The sequence below is a fragment of the Methylobacterium sp. SD274 genome (genome assembly GCF_017355285.1).
In the GTDB taxonomy this organism is placed as follows: domain Bacteria; phylum Pseudomonadota; class Alphaproteobacteria; order Rhizobiales; family Beijerinckiaceae; genus Methylobacterium.
The window spans coordinates 209,457-228,910 of the sequence record NZ_JADIJP010000003.1 but is presented as its reverse complement, the minus strand read 5'-3'; the positions used below and the strand labels follow the sequence as shown (position 1 = coordinate 228,910).

16 protein-coding genes are annotated in these 19,454 nt (G+C 63.4%); 5 read left to right on the top strand and 11 right to left on the bottom strand.

Annotated elements, in window-relative coordinates; genetic code table 11:
* Positions 1-5 precede the first annotated feature (5 nt).
* Positions 6-1,979 carry a cellulose synthase catalytic subunit gene (locus IPV08_RS04525; RefSeq protein WP_207410932.1) on the top strand — a complete coding sequence of 658 codons (1,974 nt, stop codon included), beginning with the start codon at positions 6-8 and terminating at the stop codon, positions 1,977-1,979.
* 402 nt (positions 1,980-2,381) lie between these two features.
* On the opposite strand, the gene IPV08_RS04520 is transcribed toward IPV08_RS04525, so the two are convergent.
* The gene (locus IPV08_RS04520; protein ID WP_207410931.1) at positions 2,382-5,576 is read right to left on the bottom strand and encodes a multidrug efflux RND transporter permease subunit; all 3,195 of its coding nucleotides are present in this window, start codon (positions 5,574-5,576) and stop codon (positions 2,382-2,384) included.
* Positions 5,577-5,666: 90 nt separating this feature from the next.
* Positions 5,667-6,926: an efflux RND transporter periplasmic adaptor subunit gene (locus tag IPV08_RS04515; protein ID WP_207410930.1), complete on the bottom strand. Its 1,260-nt coding sequence runs from the start codon at positions 6,924-6,926 to the stop codon at positions 5,667-5,669.
* Positions 6,927-7,014: 88 nt separating this feature from the next.
* Here IPV08_RS04515 and IPV08_RS04510 point away from each other — a divergent pair, with 88 nt between their 5' ends.
* Both IPV08_RS04510 and IPV08_RS04505 read left to right on the top strand, forming a co-directional pair.
* Positions 7,015-7,614 carry a TetR/AcrR family transcriptional regulator gene (locus tag IPV08_RS04510; protein WP_207410929.1) on the top strand — a complete coding sequence of 200 codons (600 nt, stop codon included), beginning with the start codon at positions 7,015-7,017 and terminating at the stop codon, positions 7,612-7,614.
* Positions 7,615-8,082: 468 nt separating this feature from the next.
* On the top strand, positions 8,083-8,370 hold the full coding sequence (locus IPV08_RS04505) for a hypothetical protein (RefSeq protein ID WP_207410928.1): 288 nt from the start codon (positions 8,083-8,085) through the stop codon (positions 8,368-8,370).
* A gap of 346 nt (positions 8,371-8,716) precedes the next feature.
* Here IPV08_RS04505 and IPV08_RS04500 read toward each other — a convergent pair whose 3' ends face one another.
* From IPV08_RS04500 to IPV08_RS04480, 5 genes are all read right to left on the bottom strand, one after another.
* Positions 8,717-9,013, bottom strand: coding sequence for a hypothetical protein (locus IPV08_RS04500; protein ID WP_207410927.1), 297 nt, complete (start codon positions 9,011-9,013; stop codon positions 8,717-8,719).
* A gap of 467 nt (positions 9,014-9,480) precedes the next feature.
* Entirely contained in the window at positions 9,481-10,467 is a 987-nt protein-coding gene (locus IPV08_RS04495; RefSeq protein WP_207410926.1) for an alpha/beta hydrolase, read from the bottom strand.
* A 393-nt stretch (positions 10,468-10,860) separates the two neighbouring features.
* Positions 10,861-11,934, bottom strand: coding sequence for an acetylhydrolase (locus IPV08_RS04490; protein ID WP_246747783.1), 1,074 nt, complete (start codon positions 11,932-11,934; stop codon positions 10,861-10,863).
* A gap of 223 nt (positions 11,935-12,157) precedes the next feature.
* Complete coding sequence (locus tag IPV08_RS04485) at positions 12,158-13,249, bottom strand: adenylate/guanylate cyclase domain-containing protein (protein WP_207410925.1); 1,092 nt, start codon at positions 13,247-13,249, stop codon at positions 12,158-12,160.
* Between the two features lie 199 nt (positions 13,250-13,448).
* Complete coding sequence (locus IPV08_RS04480; RefSeq protein WP_207410924.1) at positions 13,449-14,363, bottom strand: SDR family oxidoreductase; 915 nt, start codon at positions 14,361-14,363, stop codon at positions 13,449-13,451.
* 72 nt (positions 14,364-14,435) lie between these two features.
* Here IPV08_RS04480 and IPV08_RS04475 point away from each other — a divergent pair, with 72 nt between their 5' ends.
* Positions 14,436-15,077 carry a TetR/AcrR family transcriptional regulator gene (locus IPV08_RS04475; RefSeq protein ID WP_246747782.1) on the top strand — a complete coding sequence of 214 codons (642 nt, stop codon included), beginning with the start codon at positions 14,436-14,438 and terminating at the stop codon, positions 15,075-15,077.
* Positions 15,078-15,292: 215 nt separating this feature from the next.
* On the opposite strand, the gene IPV08_RS04470 is transcribed toward IPV08_RS04475, so the two are convergent.
* Complete coding sequence (locus IPV08_RS04470) at positions 15,293-15,613, bottom strand: sensor histidine kinase (RefSeq protein WP_207410923.1); 321 nt, start codon at positions 15,611-15,613, stop codon at positions 15,293-15,295.
* A 152-nt stretch (positions 15,614-15,765) separates the two neighbouring features.
* On the opposite strand from IPV08_RS04470, the gene IPV08_RS04465 reads away from it, so the two are divergent.
* On the top strand, positions 15,766-15,903 hold the full coding sequence (locus IPV08_RS04465) for a hypothetical protein (RefSeq protein ID WP_156467779.1): 138 nt from the start codon (positions 15,766-15,768) through the stop codon (positions 15,901-15,903).
* 353 nt (positions 15,904-16,256) lie between these two features.
* Here the strand turns inward: IPV08_RS04465 and IPV08_RS04460 are convergent, their stop codons facing one another.
* The 3 genes from IPV08_RS04460 to IPV08_RS04450 form a co-directional block, all read right to left on the bottom strand.
* Positions 16,257-16,889 carry an SGNH/GDSL hydrolase family protein gene (locus IPV08_RS04460; protein WP_207410922.1) on the bottom strand — a complete coding sequence of 211 codons (633 nt, stop codon included), beginning with the start codon at positions 16,887-16,889 and terminating at the stop codon, positions 16,257-16,259.
* Between the two features lie 140 nt (positions 16,890-17,029).
* Positions 17,030-17,641, bottom strand: a complete 612-nt coding sequence (locus IPV08_RS04455) for an isochorismatase family cysteine hydrolase (protein ID WP_207410921.1) — start codon at positions 17,639-17,641, stop codon at positions 17,030-17,032.
* A gap of 1,104 nt (positions 17,642-18,745) precedes the next feature.
* Positions 18,746-19,447, bottom strand: a complete 702-nt coding sequence (locus tag IPV08_RS04450) for a response regulator transcription factor CtrA (RefSeq protein WP_056428356.1) — start codon at positions 19,445-19,447, stop codon at positions 18,746-18,748.
* Between the last annotated feature and the right edge of the window lie 7 nt (positions 19,448-19,454).

Sequence of the window (19,454 nt, the reverse complement as noted above, 5' to 3'; positions counted from 1 at the left end):
CGCCCATGTTCGAAGCGCCTCAGGACGTCCTGTCCGTCCTCACCATCGATCTCGGTATTCTCATCGGGCTCCTCGTCATGGCGGGCCTGCTCGACCGCACGAGCGCCGCCGCCCGCATTCTGTTCGGCCTAACCACGGCCGTGTTCATCGTCTGCTACGCCGCCTGGCGCTGGCACGACACCCTTCCAAGCTTCGAGCCGGGGCTCGACATGCTCTGGCCCTACCTGTTCTTCGCCTTCGAGATGGTGGCGATCCTCTACACGCTGATGTCCATCGTCATCCTATTCCGCTTCGAGGACCGGTCCGCCGAGGCCGACCGCGAGGAGGCGCGGCTCTCGGTGAGCGGTGCTTGGCCCGCCGTCGACATCTTCATCTGCACCTACAACGAGCCCCTGGACGTGGTCGAGAAGTCGATCATCCCGGCGTTGGCGGTGGATTACCCGAACGCCACGGTGTGGGTCTGTGACGACACCCGGCGCGACTGGCTGCGGACCTATTGCGAGGAGGTCGGGGCGAACTACGTCACGCGGCCCGACAACCACGGTGCCAAGGCCGGCAACCTGAACAATGCCCTGCGTCATACTGCGAGCCGGTCCAACGCGCCGATCATCCTGGTGCTCGACGCGGATTTCGCGGTAGCGCCCAACATCCTGCGCCGCGCCGTCGGCCTCTTCCATGACGAACGAGCGGCCGTCGTCCAGACTCCGCAATTCTTCTTCAACGCCGATCCCATCCAGCACAACCTGATGGCGTCTGAGGCCTGGGTCGACGATCAGCGGATCTTTTTCGACGTGTTCCAGCCGGCCAAGGATGCCTGGGGCTGCGCCTTCTGCGTTGGCACCTCGTTCCTGGTGCGGCGCGACCGCGTCGAGGAGATGGGGGGATTCCCGCACGATGCGATCTGCGAGGACATCAATCTCACCTACTCGCTGATGCGCCACGGTTATCGCACCCATTGGCTCAACGAGCGCCTTAGTGCCGGATTGTCGGCGGAGGGACTACCGGAATACATCACCCAGCGCACGCGTTGGTGCCTCGGCACGATTCAGGTTGCTCTGCTCAAGGTCGGCCCCTTCCGCAGCGGCGATTACACCCTGCTGCAGCGGCTGCACTACTTCCACGGAGTGCTGAACTGGCTGTGCAAGCCGTTCATCGTGCTCATGCTGGTGGCCCCGTCGATCTACTGGCTCTTCGATATGCCGGCCTTCCAGGCCGACTACCTCTCGTTCCTTCGCTACGGCCTGCCGACGCTCTTCGCCCTCTGGACCTACAGTAGCTGGGTGTCCGGACGGCGCACCCTCCCATTGTTCATGGAGGTCACGCACATCATGACGGCCCTGGCCATCACGCTCACCCTGGCATCCGCCGCGATCCGGCCGTTCGGTCGTCCGTTCAAGGTTACCGACAAGGGCGGCGATCGCTCGGTGTCCATGGTGCGTTGGCGCATGGCGGCAGGATTCGGAGCGATCACTCTGCTCTCCGCCGGCGCGATCGTCTGGTCGTTCGTCTCCCCGTCCGGGGCCACCGAGATCTCATCCCTCGACTATTTCAACCTGATCTGGGCCGGCGTCGCCATGCTGTTCTGCTTCGTCGCCTTCCTGGTCTGCTTCGAGCGTCCCCGCGGGGCGGAGGAGTTCCGGATCGAAGAGCCCGTGCGGGTGAGGTCGGGCGGGGTCGCTTACGACGCGGTTCTGGCGACCCTCGGTATGGAGACCGCCCGGCTGCGTCTCACCGCACCGGGCCACGCCTTCGCAGTGGGCGACGGCCTCAATGTCCTGATCGAGCCAACCGGCTGGGTTCCAGCCAGTTTTCTTGCGGTGCAGGCGGGCAACTATGCGGTTGCCCTCGCGCCAACCCCTCTGCAGCGCCGAACCCTGATCTTGCGACTATTCACGCAGGCAGTGGACCCGATCGCGCGCACGGCGAGCCTGCGACTTGCTCTGCGGGGCCTCATCGCCCGCTGCTTCCGAGCGACGTGACGCGGGATTTGACGCGATCAGGGAGCGCATTACACCCTTATTGCGAGGTCGCTTTGGCATCGACGTCTCGATCCATCCGCGGTGAGATGTGCCTGTCCCCTCGACAGCGCTGATCGCCGTGACGAAGCGGTGGAAGCCATGCCATGCGAGAAGCAGGGCACCGAAGAGTAAGACCGCGTGGGCTCAGCCGTTTGGGCGTATGTCTGATTGGGCGAACCGCATTCCAAAAGCGGACCGGCAGAAATCCACCCTTCTTGCTCATAGAGCGGACCACCGGGACCCGACCCAATGTCGCAGTAAATTTCGGATCCAACCTCTTCCGAAAGCAGTCGTTGGGTGACGTTTTCGAGGTGCAGCAGATCCATGCCGGCTCAGGCAGACCAGCCCGTCGGTACGGAACCATTATGCGGCCTCTGTGATCCGCTCCTGATGAACAACCGGGGCGCTGCCGCCATGCTGCTTGAGCGGCCGGTTGCCACTGAGGCGACGCAGGAGGACGTAGAAGACCGGCGTCAGGAAGAGGCCGAAGGCGGTGACGCCAATCATACCGGAGAACACAGCGACGCCCATGGCGCTGCGCATCTCTGAGCCGGCACCGGTGGCCGTCACCAGGGGCAGCACGCCCATGATGAAGGCCATAGAAGTCATCAGAATCGGCCGCAGCCGAAGGCGGCTCGCCTCGATGGCGGCCTGGAGCGGCGTGCGGCCGGCGAATTCAAGTTCGCGGGCGAATTCCACGATCAGGATCGCGTTCTTGGCCGAGAGGCCGACGAGGACGATGAGGCCGATCTGGGTGAAGACGTTGTTGTCGCCCGCTGAAAGCCAGACCCCAAACATCGCCGCGAGCAGGCCCATCGGCACGATCAGCAGAATGGCGAGCGGCAGGGCCAGGCTCTCGTACTGGGCGGCAAGCACGAGGAAGACGAGGAGCAGCGCCAGCGGGAATACCCACATCCCGGAATTGCCGGCGATGAACTCCTGGTAGGTCAGGTCCGTCCACTCGAAGGCGAAGCCGCGCGGCAGGGTCTCGGCCGCAATGCGGGCGGCGGCCGCCTGGGCCTGGCCCGAGGAGTAGCCCGGTGCCGCACCGGCGTTGATGTCGGCCGAGAGGAAGCCGTTGTAGCGCATCGCGCGTTCCGGCCCGGCCGTCTGCCGGACGCGAAGCAGTGCGGCGAGCGGCACCATCTCGCCGGAGCCCGCCCGCACCTTCAGCGCCCCGATGTCGTCCGAGCGGGCGCGGAAGGGCGCGTCGGCCTGAACCCGGACCGAGTAGGTGCGGCCGAACCGGTTGAAGTCGTTGACGTAGAGCGAGCCAAGATAGATCTGCAGCGTGTCGAACACGTCCGTTACAGGGATGCGCAGTTGTCGAGCCTTCGTCCGGTCGATCTCGGCGAAGAGCTGCGGCACATTCATCTGGAAGCTCGAGAAGAGGCCCGCGAGCTCCGGGGCCTGGGCGGCCTTGGCCAGGAAGGCCTTGGTCGCGTCGTTGAGCGCCTCGTAGCCGAGGCCGGCCCGGTCCTCGATCTGCATCTTGAACCCGCCGATGGTGCCGAGGCCGTTCACAGGCGGTGGCGGAAACATCGCGATGAAGGCCTCGGGGATTGCCGCGAACTTCTTGTTGAGCGACTGGGCGATGGCACCGCCGTTCAGGGCCGGCGAGCGGCGCTCCTCGAATGGCTTCAGGGTGGAGAACACAATCCCTGAGTTCGAACTGTTGGTGAAGCCGTTGATGGAGAGGCCTGGGAAGGCGACAGCGCTTTCGACGCCGGGCTCCTTCAGGGCAATCTCGCTCATACGGCGGATCACGTCCTCGGTCCGGTCGAGGGTCGCGCCGTCCGGCAGCTGCGCGAAGCCGACGAGGTACTGCTTGTCCTGGCCCGGCACGAAGCCGCCGGGGATCTGGCGGAACAGCACCACGGTCAAACCGACGAGGACGAGGTAGAGCACCATCATTGTCGCCTTGCGGGAGACGACGAAACCGACGCCTCGCCCGTACCCGTCCGAGGCCCGCCCGAAGACGCGGTTGAAGCGCCGGAAAAACCAGCCGAGCATCCCGTCGAGGATGCGGGTCAGGCGGTCCTTGGGGGCGTGGTGGTCTTTCAGCAGCAGCGCCGAGAGAGCCGGCGACAGGGTCAGCGAATTGACGGCCGAGATGACGGTCGAGATAGCGATGGTGAGGGCGAACTGCTTGTAGAACTGGCCCGTCAGGCCGCTGATGAAGGCGAGCGGCACGAATACCGCCACGAGCACGAGGGCGATGGCGATGATGGGTCCGGAGACCTCGCGCATGGCCTGATAGCTGGCGTCTCGCGGCGACAGGCCGCTCTCGATGTTCCGCTCGACGTTCTCGACGACCACGATGGCGTCGTCGACCACGATGCCGATGGCGAGCACGAGGCCGAACAGGCTGAGCGCATTGATGGAGAAGCCGAAGACGTGCATCACCGCGAAGGTGCCGACGATGGAGACCGGCACGGCGAGAAGCGGGATGATCGAAGCGCGCCAGGTCTGCAGGAACAGGATCACCACGAGGACGACGAGGGCGATGGCCTCCAGCAGAGTGTGGATCACGGCCTCGATGGAGGCGCGCACGAACTGCGTCGGATCATAGACGATCTCGTAGTCGACGCCCTCGGGCATGTTCTGCTTGATCTCCGCCATGGTCCGGCGGACCTCGTCGGAGATCTGAATCGCGTTCGAGCCGGGCGACTGGGAGATCGGCAGGGCGACGGCGGACTTGTTGTCGAGAAGGGAGCGCAGGGCGTAGTCGGAAGCTCCGAGCTCGATCCGGGCGACGTCGCGCAGGCGGGTGATCTCACCGCTCTCCCCGGTCTTTACGACGATGTCGCCGAACTGCTCCTCAGTGGTAAGCCGCCCGTCGGCGTTGAGGGAAAGCTGGAGGTCGAGTCCCGGGATTGCCGGCGAGGCGCCAATGACACCGGCCGCCGCCTCCACGTTCTGCGCCTGGATCTCGCGCACGACGTCGCCGGCCGACAGCCCGTGCTCGGCAACCTTCTGCGGGTCGAGCCAGATGCGCATCGAATAGTCGCCAGAGCCGAAAAGCTGCACCTGCCCGACGCCGTCGAGGCGGGCGAGCCGGTCCTTGATGTTCAGCACCGCGTAGTTGCGCAGGTAGGTCATGTCGTAGCGCCCGTTGGGCGAGACGAGGTGCACCACCATGGTCAGGTCCGGCGAGGACTTCACCGTGACGATGCCGAGCTGGCGCACGATGGCCGGCAGGCGCGGCTCGGCCTGCGAGACGCGGTTCTGTACGAGCTGCTGGGCCTTGTCGGGGTCAGTGCCGAGACGGAACGTGACGGTGAGCGTCATGATGCCGTCGGTCGTGGCCTGGCTCGACATGTAAAGCATGCCCTCGACGCCGTTGATCTGCTCCTCGATCGGCGTCGCCACCGTCTCGACGATGACCTTGGGGTTAGCGCCTGGGAAGGTCGCGCGCACGACGACCGAGGGTGGCACCACGTCCGGATACTCGGAGATCGGCATCGCGAAGAGCGAGATCAGGCCCAGGATGAACATGAGCACCGAGAGCACGCCTGCGAAGATCGGCCGGTCGATGAAGAATTTCGAGAGGTTCATGCCGCCCTCCTGGGCGCACGGGGAGAGAGAGCGGTCGCATGGCGGCCGCCGGGTAGAAGTCCGATCGGGAAGAGCGGCCTGCGCCGCCCGTCAGTTCTGCGCGACTCGGCGCGGAGCCGTTGCGGAGTCCTGCGGCCGCGCGCCCATGGCGACCGGCTCGGGCCGGAGGAGCATGCCGGGCCGGAGCCGCTGAAGGCCGTTGACGACGATGCGCTCGCCGCCTGACAGGCCGGAGTTCACGACGCGCAGTCCGTCAACGGACCGGCCGAGGGTGACGGCACGGAACTCTGCGCGGTCGTCGGCCCCCACAACGAGCACGAACTTCTTGTCCTGATCCGTGCCGACCGCCCGCTCGTCCACGAGCAGCAGTGTCTCGGGTGCGGCCTGGCCGAGGCGCATGCGAGCGAACTGACCCGGGATGAGATGTCCGTCGCTGTTGCCGAAGCTTGCGCGGACCCGGATGGTGCCGCTTCGCGCATCGACCTTGTTGTCGATGAACTGGAGGTGCCCACGCGCCCGCGCCCCGTCGGCGGTGAGCATCTCGACCGGGATGCGGTCGAGGCTGCCGCGCTTGCCCGAGGGGTCAGCCAGTGAGGCCAGGGCCTTGAGGACGACGGTCTCATCTGCGTCGAAGCTGGCATAGACGGGATCGACGGAGACGAGGGTGGTCAGCACAGCAGCGCCCGCGCCAGTGGCGACGAGGTTCCCCGGCGTGATCTCACGGCGTCCAACGCGTCCGCCGACTGCGGCCCTCACCTCCGTGTAGCTGAGGTTGAGCCGGGCGGCCTCCAGCGTCGCCTTGGCAGCGTCGAGGCTCGCCTTGGCTTCCTTGAACGCGTTGGCGCGGACATCGAGATCGCGGGCCGTGACGATGCGCTGGTCGGAAAGCCGCTGTCCACGCTCGAAGTCGCTTGCGGTCAGGGCGAGACGCGCCTCGGCGCCGGCGGCCTGTGCCTCCAGGCGATGGACTTCGGTGGCGTAGGGTGCGGGGTCGATGGTCACCAGCAGGTCGCCGGGCCTGACGAGTTCGCCCTCGGTGAAGTGCGTCGCCTGGATCGCTCCGCCAACACGTGCCCGGACGTCGACCCGGTCAACCGCTTCGAGTCGGCCGGAGAACTCGTCCCACAGCACGACCGGGCGAGGCGCGACGGTGGCGACGGGCACCGGCGTCGCGGGCTCGGCCGGCGCCGGTGCGGCGACCGCCTCCGTTCCGTGCGCCGTCAGGCTGGGGAGGGTTTGAACGAAGGCGCCCGCCAGAAGAGCGAAGGCAACACCGGCCGCGAGGCTGCGCCGAAAACCGGAACGGGTAGGGGAAGCGTGAGGCGAAGGGTTCACGGCCGACTCCGACATCTGTAGAGTTCGCTACACATGTCGGCATGGACGGCGGGCGTCAAGAGACTTATCTACCACTCGTTATAAAAGTTGGAGTCAGCTGACAATGGTGATGGGGCGACCCAGGTCCTTCGATAGGGACAAAGCCCTCGACGAGGCGATGGAGGTGTTCTGGCGTCACGGCTACGACGGCGCCAGCCTCGCCATGCTGACGAAGGCGATGGGCATCAAGGCGCCGAGCCTCTACGCAGCCTTCGGCAGCAAAGAGGGCCTCCTCAAGGCCGCCCTCGATCGCTACGCGCTGCGGCGGTCGGAGCACATGCGCTACGTGCTCGCCGGCGCCACGGCGCGCGACGTGGCCGAGCGCTTCCTGAGCAGCATCGCCGAGAGCCATACCGACCCGGCCAATCCGCCCGGCTGCCTTCTCGTCCAGGGCGGACTCGCCTGCGGCGCCGGCTCGGAGAACATCCCGTTCGAGCTGGCCTCGCGCCGGGCCGAGTCGGAGACGGAACTCCTCGGGCGTTTCATTCAGGCAAAGGCCGACGGCGATCTGCCGGAGGACGCGGATCCTGCGGCACTGGCGCGATTCCTGTCGACGGTGGCCTCTGGCATGGGCGTCATCGCGTCGTCGGGGGCCAATCGCGAGGCCCTGCGAGAGGTGGCGCGCGTCTCGCTCGGGGCCTTCGCCAGGAGCGGTAGGGACTGAACGCTCGGTCGAACAGGGCTGCAGGCCGCAGATTCCAGCACTTTCCTTTCTGAAAGCTGCATGCCCGCAAACTACCCGCTCCGGCAGTAGAGAAGACCAGCAAGTCCCGACCCTACTCAGACCGACCTTGCAATACAGAGCATTGGCCGGAAGTGATTCGACGGGGTCGCACTGGCGGCCGCAAGCGTAGCCCTTGAGCGGACCGAAGCGTAGGCTCTTGTCGACAAAGGATACTGACCCGATTTCAGCCTTCAAGGCCGCATACTGCAACGCCTGGATTCGAGGAAAGGCGGAACTTCAATCATGCATCTTGAGCGCATCGCCAGTTTCAATATCAAAGGAGGCGAATTCACTTGAGCCGCCTAAGGAAATGCCTGCCCGCATAAAGATGTTGATCCGCTGGGAGCCATATTTGGCATCTTGCAGTTACCTGGGAAGAAGCCTGTCATGGCGCGGAGGTAGAGCATCGTGAACAAGCTGGTGGCCAAGCGTGACGAGATTCGCGTAGCAATTGCTGATCGAATGGGATTGGGATCGCTGCAGACATTGAGCTCTGCGCAGACGGCGGATGTCGACCGGGAGGCGGACCAAGAGATCGCCAAATGTCGTGCGGCCATCAAACGTGAGAACACTTACCTTGAGGCGACCGACCTCGCTCCCTTTCAGCGTTTACTGGTCGATTACTGCAGGTTGGAGCGGGAGGAAAACGGTCCGGAGGATGGCGATGCTACGGAAGGATTTGGCGCTCGTCATTGAGGTGGTCCGCCGAGGCGTTTCTTGTCGTGCCACAGTGTTCGAGCATGCCGCCACCCCATATATTCGCCCGAGGCGCTCACTATAATGATGATATCCTGGGAATAAGCATCTCATTCAAACGCGCTCGCTAGCTGTTCTTTCTTCACAGGGTGCTTCGCGTCCGCTACGCTTCGCGCGCCCAGGCCGGTGATCGCTATAATGCGCCATAGACGGTCGATCGGCCTGAGGAAAACGCCGTTCTCAGTGCTCGGAAGGCTGCAGAGTGTATGTTGGGGGTCGAACCCTACTCGTCTTGAGCCCAGGTGAAGCGGGCGTTGCCCAGACCTGTGCCGATGGTCAGGATGCCCTAGCGCTGAACATCACGCATGTAAGGCAATTCGCTCAAGCCCTGGACCACCGCATCGTTGTGCAAAACGATGACGGTTTCGGCGCCAGCAATGACCGGCAGGGCAGAGCGAACGCGTTCCGGGAGGTGGAAGCCGTCCGCCTTCCAGTCACCCGGAAGGTTCTGCGTACCGCAGGCGATGGTGCCGTCCGAGCGGATCTCTCCGGGGCAACCGATCCCAATGAAAGAAGCGAGCCGAACATCCGCCGCCATTGCTTTCTCGACCAACCGCCGGAGCATGTCGGTCAGGCGCCGCACGGTCCGGTCTCCTGGAATGCCTTGCTGCGCATTCTCAATCAAGGAGCGTGGCGAGGACGAGCGGCCGGTTGCAACCTTCCCTAAAAGGAAAGGCAAGAGAGACCGGAAGGCGCGAAGGCTGAGAAGGCATCCGTCTAACCGTTGCCTTCAGCGCATTTAGGCAAGTTTGCTGCATAAGGCCGAGGCATACTTTTGCCGCCAGCGTTCGCGAATTTTTCCAGGGACTTTGGCCCAAGTTGGCGGAAGCAAGACGAGGATCTCGTGAGCCAAAGGGCGCCACTCCAGCAGCATGGTGCAGCTCATTAAACGGGTCGTACGGCCTTGCGGAGATAGCAGGCCATCGGTCTAACCAGTGGGAAGGATTCGACTGCGTCTCCACAATCTTAACCTACCAAGTCGACCCCATTGGACTACCGTTCCTGCATCGATAGCCGCCGCCTGTTCCCTGCTGGAACGCGCTCTAACCGCTACCCATCGGTTTTGAGGCGCGGCGCCGCTTCGACCGCCTGGGCAACTGTCTCCACAGCTGACATCACTTCACCGGGAGCGGTATGGTGCACCATATGACCGCAATCCTGCACGACATGCAGGCTGCTATTCTGTAGCACGCGATGCAGGCGCACGGCTTGAGTGGCAAGATCCACCATCTTGTCCCCAGCTCCGGCGACAATGGCCACCGGCATTGAGAGTTCGGCGTAGCGGTTTTGGACCGCCAGCGCGTCTGGGATCATCAATGCAGACTCGGCCGCGCTGGCCCGCAACTGTGAGGGACGGATTGCCATTTCGGAGGGGACGCCTTCGAACGTGGCGGCCACCGGTGCAGGGCTGAACAGCTTCCGGATCATCGACGGCCAGAGAAGACGAGCGACGGGAGGCGAAACGGTGTAGCGCAGGATGTCGCCGATGAGCGGCAAGGCGGGACCGGACATCAGTACGACGTCCGCACGGACTGAACCGTAGTAGTACCCGCTCTCTAGGATAAGGCCCCGGACCATGTCCGGGTGGTCGAGCGCGAGGGCGATGGCGACAGAGGCACCCCAGGAGTGGCCCAGCACGAGGGAGTGCGAGACCCCAATTTGCTGCAGCGCCGTGCGAAGTAGATCTGCCTGGGCGGAGGGTGTCCAGATGGTGCTGCGGGGTCGCTCGGTATAACCATAGCCCGGTCGATCAAAGGCGATGACGCGATAGCGCTTGGCTGCTGCCTGGACGAAGCCGCTCGACATAAAATCTTGGAGCATGCTGCCGTTGCCGTGCAGGAGCACCAGAGGTTCGCCGTCGCCCACCTCGGCATAGTGAACTTGAAGGCCATCAACGTCGATGATTCGGCCGGTCGGCGGGTTGTCCCGCTCCGCCTGTCGTGCTCTCGCACTCACCACAACGGCGGTAAGACCGAGAGCCGCGGCTCCCAACGTCATGAGAGCAGCGGGACGTGCGAAGTCGCGGCTCTGAGCCATGGCAGGTGTCCGATCAAAGTGGCCAGCAGCATCAGCAGGCGGGTTCGCCCGTAGCACGCTGCAATGGAACGAACGGTCCTGGTATGCCGTCGTTCCGCGCGACGTAGGCGGATCGCCAGATCAGCTGTATTGCCTTTTTCCACACCGGATCATTCGGGCTATTAAGCCGGGGCAGTAGTGGCGAGAGCAGGACGGGATAGCGGCCTCGCCGCGTCCCGGCATGGCGGCAGATCATGACGGTCACGAGGGGCTGGGCGGACGTCTCGAAGTGGGTGCATGAAAGTACGTAGACGGCAACGCATATGAGTTCGAACCTATCAATGCCGTAGCGTCCGCCAGCCGTGGGATTAGGTCGCGCCGGCCGCTTCATTGAGCCATGATGTGGTTCGAACCTCAGGCGCGACGTCTACGGTCCGCTTGTCTCGTCGGGGCCGGAAAAGGCACCGGTGCAGCGGCCAGGATCGGCTTCCAGGTCACGTTCCATTCCTCCATTGGAGCGGGATCGGAGCGATGAACGAGGTCGAGGAAGGCTATGCCGGCTTCCATCGTCGCACGCTTCACCAGAGGGTTCAGCGGCCCGCCGTTCCTAAGGGATCGATCGGTGAAGACGCTATGCGAACCGCCCTGGAACACGACGAGGGCCTTTCGTGCCGTAGGGATGGCGTTGAAGACGTCGATGCGGTCCTGCACCGGGGAGTAACGGCCGGGGATGCGGATCGTGTCCTCGGTCGTGGTCACGTGGAGGGAGGGGACATCCGCAGAAGCGAGAACTGCCGCGAGGTCGGCCTCGCCGTAGAAGGGCGGGGCTGAGATCACGATACTCGCCGTGAAGCGTGGGTCCCGGCCCCCGATGGGCTTCCCGTTGCGGATCACCTGAGCGCCGGTCAGGATCAGGGTCGTGTTCGCCCCGTATGAGTGACCGGCCGCGACAACGCGTTTCCTGTCGATGGCGGCTTGGAAGGGATTGTCACGATGGAGCAGGCGGTCGAGGCCGAAGCTCACGTCCCGCGTCCGCTCTATGGCTTCCTGCTCGTCCGCTGCCCCATCGAGACGGTCGAGGAGCAGTATCGGGTTGCCCTCCCAAAGCGTCTGGTCGCTGCCGACGTGCTGGATGTGCAGGCTCGCGATCCCGCGCGCCGACCACCCCTCGCCGAGGTAGCTGTAGCCTTTTCGCGAACCGCCGAGCCCATGGGAGAAGACGATGAGCGGGATCGGTCCCTTCCGGGTCGCGGAGGCTGGCCAGTAGAGCCGCGCCGGCACCGCGCGGTCGCGTGTCGGATCGACCCATTCGAAGTCGATGACCCGGGCTTCCTCGGATGCCGGCAGCGCCTGGGCCGACAGGGACGAGAGCCAGGCTGCGGCACCCGACGCCAGGGCCATCGTGCCGAAGCGGCGGCGGCTGAGGCTACGATTGGTCGATGCCGGGAAGGCGTCCGTGCGTTGCGGGACATCGGCGGTGATGGGCATGAACGTCTCACGGTGTTTGACGGCAGGTCGATCGGGCGGGAGCCTTGTGGCCTTCGTCGGAAGCATTCGGGGTCGGGATGGACATCTAGAGCTGCGCCCGACCACGTTGGGTTGGGACACATCTCTAAGCCTCTGTTTTGCCGCGCTCTTTTTCGCCGAACCGGCATCCACTTCGGCGGAGAGCGCTCTATCCGTCATCCAGCGGCGCTTACGGTACGCCCGTTCAAGACAAGCGATGGGACGCCGCAACCCCGCGCCCATGATGGGGTTGACCGACGACCTCGCCAACGACCGAGAATTTCCGCCGTTCGCTAAGCGCGTGGACGACCATCTCCCCGCTACGCCCCCTCAGAACATGCTGCCCCAAGGCCTCCGCCTCGATGCCGTCTGGAAGCACGGGAATCCTGCAGAGCACGGCTTCCGAGACGAGCACGGACCGGCTTGTCTGCCGGCACAGACCTTCCAGTCGGGCGGTTGCGTTCATGACGTCGCCGAAGTAGGCGATCTTGTGCCGGTCGATCCCTATCTCGGCCGTGACGACACTGCCGCCATGGAGCGCCGCGCGGAGTTCCGGGACGAGTCCGAATCTCCTAGTCCATCGGTCGCGGTCATCGCGGAGCATTCGTTGGATCGCGAAGATGCATTCGATGCATCTGGCCCGCTCGATGCCGCGCATCAGTGGCCAGGAGATGATCACCTGATCGCCAATGTAGTCGTCGATCTGACCGCGATGTCGGCGAACCGGTTCGGCAATCGTCTCGAACACGTCCTTCAGCAGTTCCTGCGCCGCGAAGTCCCCGTGCTTCTCCGCATAGGCGGTCGAGCCGACGAGATCGAGGAACAGGAAGATGCGCTCCTCGCTGCGCGGGCGATGATAGCGACCGAGGATCAGGTTGGTGAATGTGCTGCGGCCGATGAGGTCGCGCATGCGCAACACGCCGATCAGGAGCGCCGACACAGCCATCGCGTAGATGACAGCCTGGGGCCGAGGTATCACGACCTCCGCCAAGCTCTTGTCCGTCAGGCCTAAGGCTCGGACCACGATGCCCATCACGCCCATTCCTATGATGATCACGAGGAGCAAGCTCATCTCCGCCGCGGCGAAGTAGGCCAGAGAGGGCAGGCGCCGGAGGCAGGTCGTGTACCGCGGGAACAGGGCACCGCGCTCGTAGGCGATGGCGAGGACGCCGATGCATGTCCCATACGTAACGCCGAGTACGGCCGGCCCCTCGTGGAACAGGATGCCGTACAAGGCACCGAATGCGGCACTGGCGGCGGCGATGACGATCCAGAACGTGAGCGAGCCGTTCGACATCGTTTCCATCCAAGTGGGAGCTGCTCTGGAATGGCCGAGGAAGGCCACGGGCATGGGATCTTGGGAATTAGGCCGGTCGAGGCGACTTACTGGGCCCGACGGAGGGTCACCGTTTGGCCGAGCAGTGGGACGCCCAGGTATCCGTCGGCTCCTTCGCTTCGCTACGTATGATCGGGAAGGTCCGTCCGACGACCGGGATCTATTGGAACACCGCGCCGGACAGACGTTCGGACTCGGCCCATAACCGAGCCGCAACGGCCTCGTCCCGAGCTTGGACCGGAATGGCGGCGGGCCCCGGCGCGCCGCGGGTCTCACCCAGTCGCGTCGGACCGTAGTACCCCCCGCTCAAAGCAAATGGCGAGGACGCGGCATACAGGGTCGGCAATGCCCCCTGCGCTGCCGGCTGGAACAGGAACCACATGTAGGTCCGCATGATGCCGGCGAAGCTCCAGCGACCTGAGCCGTTCGGCAACAGGTCTGTCCGCGAGATCCCGGGATGCGCCGCAAGGCTGGTGACCCCCCAGCCGTTCGCTTCGCTGCGGCGCTGAAGTTCGAGCGCGAACATCAGGCAGGCGAGCTTGGACTGAGCGTAGGCCGCCATCGGGCGATAGGTGCGCTCCGTCTGCAGGTCGTCGAAGTCGATGCGGCCGCTACGGGCCGCCACGCTGGACAACGTGACCACGCGGGGTGTGCGCCCCCGGCGCAGCAACGGCAGCAGATGCGCGGTGAGCGCGAAGTGTCCGAGGTAGTTCGTGGCGAACTGCAACTCGAAGCCGTCGCCAGAGACCTTGCGCACCGGCGGATTCATCACTGCGGCATTGTTGATCAGTAAGTCGACGCCGTTGAGATCGCCCGCCATGCGCTGAGCGAAGGCAGCAATCGAAGCGAGGCTTGCCAGGTCGAGGATTTCGAAGCGAACCCTCGCGTCAGGCGACTTCTGCCGTATCAACTTGATGGCTTGTCCGCCCTTGTCCGAGTTGCGCCCAGCGATAATAACCTCGCTCCCGCCCCGCGTGAGTGCGAGCGCATTCTCGAAGCCGAGGCCACTTGTCCCCGTCACGATGGCAACCCGTCCCGACTGGGAAGGAAGGTCTTTCAACGTCCAGCCAGACATCCAGGTCTTTCCCGCCCCACACGCTAAATCGCACTCGGTGCAAAGATATATTCGCACTGAGTGCAGTTTTGTATGTGCGAAATCGCATGCGAAAACGCCGGTATGGAAATCGTGTCATCAAAGCCGAGTGGCCTGCGCGCGCGTAAGCGTCAGGAGACGCTGGAGAGGATCGCGGAGACAGGCCTTAAGCTGTTCAGCCGGAACGGCTACGAGGCGACGACGCTGGATGCCATCGCCGAGGCGGCCGGCATCTCGCGTCGGACTTTCTTCTACTACTTTAAGTCGAAGGAGGAGATCCTGCTGGATTGGCAGATGCGGGGGTTCAGCGCATCCCTGCACAAGGCGATCCTGGCCCAGCCTTCCGACAAGGTGCCGGTGGATGCGGTCCGCGATGCGATGCTGACGCTATCCGCAGGCTTCCGGACCCAGGAGTTCATCAGCATCGACCGCGTCCTGCGGTCCAGCGAAACCCTCAGGGTGCGTAAGCAGGCAACCTACGGCCTGCATGAGCAGGCCCTGTATGCGACGCTTGTCGAGCGGTGGCCGAGTCCCGATCGCAGCACGCCCTTACGCCTCCTCGCGATGGCCTCGCTCGGCGCCATGCGCCTGGCCATTGAGGACTGGATCCAGGTGGGCGGAGATCAGCCGCTGGACTCCTTCCTGCACGCCGCGTTTGATGGGCTCGCAGCTGAGTTCTGCAAAGCCCTGCGATAGCTTCGCACCCACGTGCCGAAGATTCGGGCTGCCGAGATCCGACAGCTCCGATACGCCCTCTCCGTGACCTCCGCCTCGTGGAAGCTGACAGTCGCAAATCCACCCAGCCCGGTCTTGGAGCGGACGGACGGGTCCCGACCCAACCTAGTCGAAGACGCAACTCCCAATGGTCGCCGGAAGCAGACGTTCGCTAGGCGAGCTAACGAGAGAGTGCCTCACAATAATCCCGTCCAGGCGATGATGACCCGGCCATGCGGCTCAGCCAGAGCCCCATACTTCAGGGCATTGGTCGCCAGTTCATGGACGGCCAGCGTGAGGACTTCCGCGGCCTTTGGAACAAGTAGGAGTTCCGGTCCGGAGAGACGGTACTGGTCGTCGTGCTCAACCTGGCCCCCGATCTCTTCGCGGACCAGGGTGGCCAGATCCACGCCGGCATTGGCTGTTCGAGTGAGCAGCGCCTGCGTCCGGGCGAGTGCACGAAGGCGGCCCTCCAGGCGGTTACGGTAATCCTCGACGCTGTCTGCCGTGTCGCCCATCAGAGCGACAGCCCAAGGATATTAATCCGTCCACACAGCCCAGTTCGAGGCCGCCCGTTCCGAACACGAGCATCCGTGAATCACCTAGTATGTTCAAGAGATACTGAACCAAACTTCAAAAACGGGGTTCTTTTAGCGAAACAGGAGGTTCAATGGCTCCCATCGATAAAAAACCGTCACCGGTCAAAAGTAACCGCTTCGGCTTGATTGCGGCAGGTATCTTGTTCGCAGCGCTGGTGGCATACGCGATTTACTTCATCTCTATCCCATCGCCGCTGCCGCCGCAGTGAGGAGGACACCCAAGTTAGGTGACGCCTCATATCATCTTTAGCCAAATTCAAATTGATCAATCGCGCATGCACATAGGTAGTCTCCATCCGGTTAGGTGGTTGAGATTGCCTGCCTTCGGCGTGAATTCGCCCGGCCGCACATGAGCCCGAAGACCCTCAGCCGGACTACGCGTAAACGCCGTCAGCCCGCCGAACTGCTTGGTAAGTTCCGATCTCACGCACGTGTAATCGGAGCCGGGAAAGCCGTGGCCTTAGCTATCGGAGAGGGGTAGTAGAATTTGGATCGGATGGTGCGGCATCTCGGGTCCATGGGGTCGGGCGAAGCTAGCGATAGGGGCTTTGTGCATCCGCCGCTATCTGGCGAAGGCCCTGGCACCTTGCATCTCAGGACGCGCATGAAGAAAGGCCGCGATAGCCTTGGCAATCTTCTGCCCGCCTTTGACCGACGGCTCGATGGGGTTGGCAAAGTCAGCGTCCTCGTTGCACAGAACGCGCAGGTCGACCAGCGAGAGATCACGCGTGAAGGCCTCGCGCGTGATTACGTCGTTCAGCAGCGCGAGGGCTGTCGTGATCAGCCGTCGTCGTTGAGGGTCTGGATAGCGTGGGTCGTAGATCGTGCAGAGTGCCGTAGGGCGTGCCGCCGCCAGGACCGTGTCCAGCATGGCGCTGTACGCGGTCTGAAAGCGTTCTCTTACTTCAGCCAACAGGTAGAGAGCCTCAGCCACTGATCGGGTGGGACGCTCGATCACACCGGACGCTCTCAGCGCGTCATTACCACCCACACTCACCACGAGGTGGGTCGCGCTGTCTGGAAGCCGGCTCAGCTGGCGCGGCACGTCCGTGATCACGTGACCATCGACGGCCAGCAATGTGGACTGTGAGCCCTCAGGCAGAACTGTTCGCAGTTGCTCTACCACATCCGGCGCTCCGCCCACGTAAGCAGAGTTATCAAAAACAGAGTCGCCGAGCAGTACAACGTGCAGCATGGATGTCTCACCTGATATGCACATCTAGGATGTGAGGGCAGAGGAAGTATCAGGCCTATTGCGGCCAAGTCTTGCTATGGCCGATAAGCAAGACCAGAGAACGCATCGCATGGTCTCCGAGCTATCACGAGCCCGCTTCCTTACACCCACCCCCGAAGCAGGGTATCAGTCGTGACGGTCTCGACCTGCTGGCCATATCGGCCATGGTAGAGGGTGAGCATCGCATCATGCGCCTCGTCCGAAGAGCTGCAGAGCCCGTCTGTGACGACGACAATGCGGTAGCCGCGATCGACAGCGCCTAACACGGCACTAAGCACGCACACGTCCGTCTCACCACCTGTAATCACGAGCGTGTCGATGCCCCGCCCGCGCAAACGTTCGTGCAGGTCTGTGCCCAACCATGGCGAGTAGACGTGCTTGTCGATCATCTCGGCAGGCGGCACGAAACGGCTAAGCTCTGGGACAAGGTTGACCCTGTCTACTCCGAGGTGCGCAATCGTCATGGAAGACCAGCGCTCGTAGTAGCGCTTCCACGTTCCTTCCCCATTGCCCGGCATTTGAGCTGGCACGAAACGAGTGAACAGGGTCTCTTTGGGATGAGCCTCGACGATCTGCACCACCTTCGGCAGAACGCGAGGCATCCAGGGCGTGCACCAATCGGTTTGCTCAGCGAACATACGCTGCATGTCGACACACAGATGCGCGCAGCTACGGCTAAGTGGTCCAAAACGAAGCTCGTCAGTTCCTACCATATTGCGCCCGTCAGAAGTTGTTTCTCTCTGTGGGTTACGCAAACGGGAAGGACTGGAGGAGAGTTCCGCAGCAAGCATCGGTCAAGCTACTGTCGCACAGCAGCACGGACGCATGTACTAGCAAGTGAATAAAGATCTCCTCGCAACACGCGGTAGCAGTTCAGGTTGTTTTCGGTCAGCGGGCCTCGCTGAGGGGTACACGAAGGGCGTCTACTGGCTGAGAAAGGTCATAGGCGCATCGTTAGCGTCCTACCCTTCTCATGGTGCAGCCAATGCGTTGCGCCAGGCAGCAACTCGATTCTGTCTTGCATGCATAGGTTAAGGCTCTCGGCCGCGGGCTTAGAGCTAGATGCGAATTGCCCCATATACAGGGTAGGTGAGCGGATCGGCTTCAACTCCGGCACCCGTTCGATCACATCGGCATTGTCCCGCATCGGCGCCCTGATCCTCTCGGCGTCAATGCCGCCCCGCCGATCATAGGTTGCGTCGAGGAGCAATGCTGCTACCGACCAGTTAAAGCCTCAGGTGGCAGGATCGCCTGCTAAATTACTCCAAGCCCGTTCTTGGCGAAGGCGCGGTTGGGCCTCATCGTGCGAAGCGCGCCGCCACCCGCGCGTCGATAACGCAGCCCCGAGGCGGGCAAGCGCCTCCATGAGGAGTTCGATCGTGGATCAAGCATGTTTGCGAGCCACCACTCCGCTCCTTCCGCCCAGCGAGCGGGTCTTCTCCTCGTGGCCGGCAAAGCGCTCCTGCAGATCCTTCCCTCGATGGCGCGGACGTTTCCGTCGGTGAAGACGAACTGCCGAACGGCCCCGTAGACTTTCACAGCAAACATTCGGTGTATCGAGTGCGCCAGCTTCGACCGGGCCGGTGACACCGAGGCCGATGCCAACGGAAGCTCGGGCAGCTCACTCGTTCAGTGCCGCGAGTTTCCTACAGGCGATCATGGGCGGTGGATCTGCGACCATGGGCGAAACACCGGCCGCGCAGGCCCAACCGGAGGCGGCACAGTTCCCGGACCTACTCGGCCCCATCGGCGGCCAGACGCAGCCGCTTGACGCGCAATGGTTTTGAAGCCTGCTCACAAAACGCGGATGAGAGACCCTAACCGGCCAAAGCCTGCATCTCGGCTACGCCATCGTGGAGCACGTAGCCACGTCCCCAGACGGTCTCGATGTAGTTCTTACCGGAGGAAGCGTTCGCGAGCTTCTTGCGCAGCTTGCAGATGAAGACGTCGATGATCTTCAACTCGGGCTCATCCATGCCGCCATAGAGGTGGTTGAGGAACATCTCTTTCGTAAGGGTCGTGCCCTTGCGCAAAGCGAGGAGTTCAAGGATCTGGTACTCCTTGCCGGTGAGGTTCACCCGGTTGCCGGCAATGGCCACCATCTTCTCGTCGAGGTTCACCGTCAGGTCACCGGTGGTGATGACCGATTGGGCATGGCCCTTCGAGCGGCGGACGATCGCGTGGATGCGGGCGACGAGTTCGTCCTTATGGAACGGCTTTGTGAGGTAATCGTCGGCTCCGAAGCCAAGGCCCTTCACCTTGTCCTCGATGCTGGCCATGCCAGAGAGGATCAGGATCGGTGTCTTGACCTTCGCCACGCGCAGATTGCGGAGCACCTCGTAGCCCGACATGTCGGGAAGGGTGAGGTCGAGCAGGATGATGTCGTAGTCGTAGAGCTTGCCGAGGTCGATACCTTCCTCGCCGAGATCCGTCGTGTAGGTGTTGAAGCTCTCCGACTTGAGCATCAGTTCGATGCTCGCGGCGATCGAAGCGTCGTCCTCAATCAGCAGCACGCGCATGGGAAGA

Bases quoted from the DNA above. Each gene is read 5' to 3' on its own strand.
- IPV08_RS04525 (WP_207410932.1), top strand. From the start codon at position 6: ATGTTCGAAGCGCCTCAGGACGTCCTGTCCGTCCTCACCATCGATCTC.
- IPV08_RS04520 (WP_207410931.1), bottom strand. From the start codon at position 5,576: ATGAACCTCTCGAAATTCTTCATCGACCGGCCGATCTTCGCAGGCGTG.
- IPV08_RS04515 (WP_207410930.1), bottom strand. From the start codon at position 6,926: ATGTCGGAGTCGGCCGTGAACCCTTCGCCTCACGCTTCCCCTACCCGT.
- IPV08_RS04510 (WP_207410929.1), top strand. From the start codon at position 7,015: ATGGTGATGGGGCGACCCAGGTCCTTCGATAGGGACAAAGCCCTCGAC.
- IPV08_RS04495 (WP_207410926.1), bottom strand. From the start codon at position 10,467: ATGGCTCAGAGCCGCGACTTCGCACGTCCCGCTGCTCTCATGACGTTG.
- IPV08_RS04490 (WP_246747783.1), bottom strand. From the start codon at position 11,934: ATGCCCATCACCGCCGATGTCCCGCAACGCACGGACGCCTTCCCGGCA.
- IPV08_RS04485 (WP_207410925.1), bottom strand. From the start codon at position 13,249: ATGTCGAACGGCTCGCTCACGTTCTGGATCGTCATCGCCGCCGCCAGT.
- IPV08_RS04480 (WP_207410924.1), bottom strand. From the start codon at position 14,363: ATGTCTGGCTGGACGTTGAAAGACCTTCCTTCCCAGTCGGGACGGGTT.
- IPV08_RS04475 (WP_246747782.1), top strand. From the start codon at position 14,436: ATGTGCGAAATCGCATGCGAAAACGCCGGTATGGAAATCGTGTCATCA.
- IPV08_RS04470 (WP_207410923.1), bottom strand. From the start codon at position 15,613: ATGGGCGACACGGCAGACAGCGTCGAGGATTACCGTAACCGCCTGGAG.
- IPV08_RS04465 (WP_156467779.1), top strand. From the start codon at position 15,766: ATGGCTCCCATCGATAAAAAACCGTCACCGGTCAAAAGTAACCGCTTC.
- IPV08_RS04460 (WP_207410922.1), bottom strand. From the start codon at position 16,889: ATGCTGCACGTTGTACTGCTCGGCGACTCTGTTTTTGATAACTCTGCT.
- IPV08_RS04455 (WP_207410921.1), bottom strand. From the start codon at position 17,641: ATGGTAGGAACTGACGAGCTTCGTTTTGGACCACTTAGCCGTAGCTGC.
- IPV08_RS04450 (WP_056428356.1), bottom strand. From the start codon at position 19,447: ATGCGCGTGCTGCTGATTGAGGACGACGCTTCGATCGCCGCGAGCATC.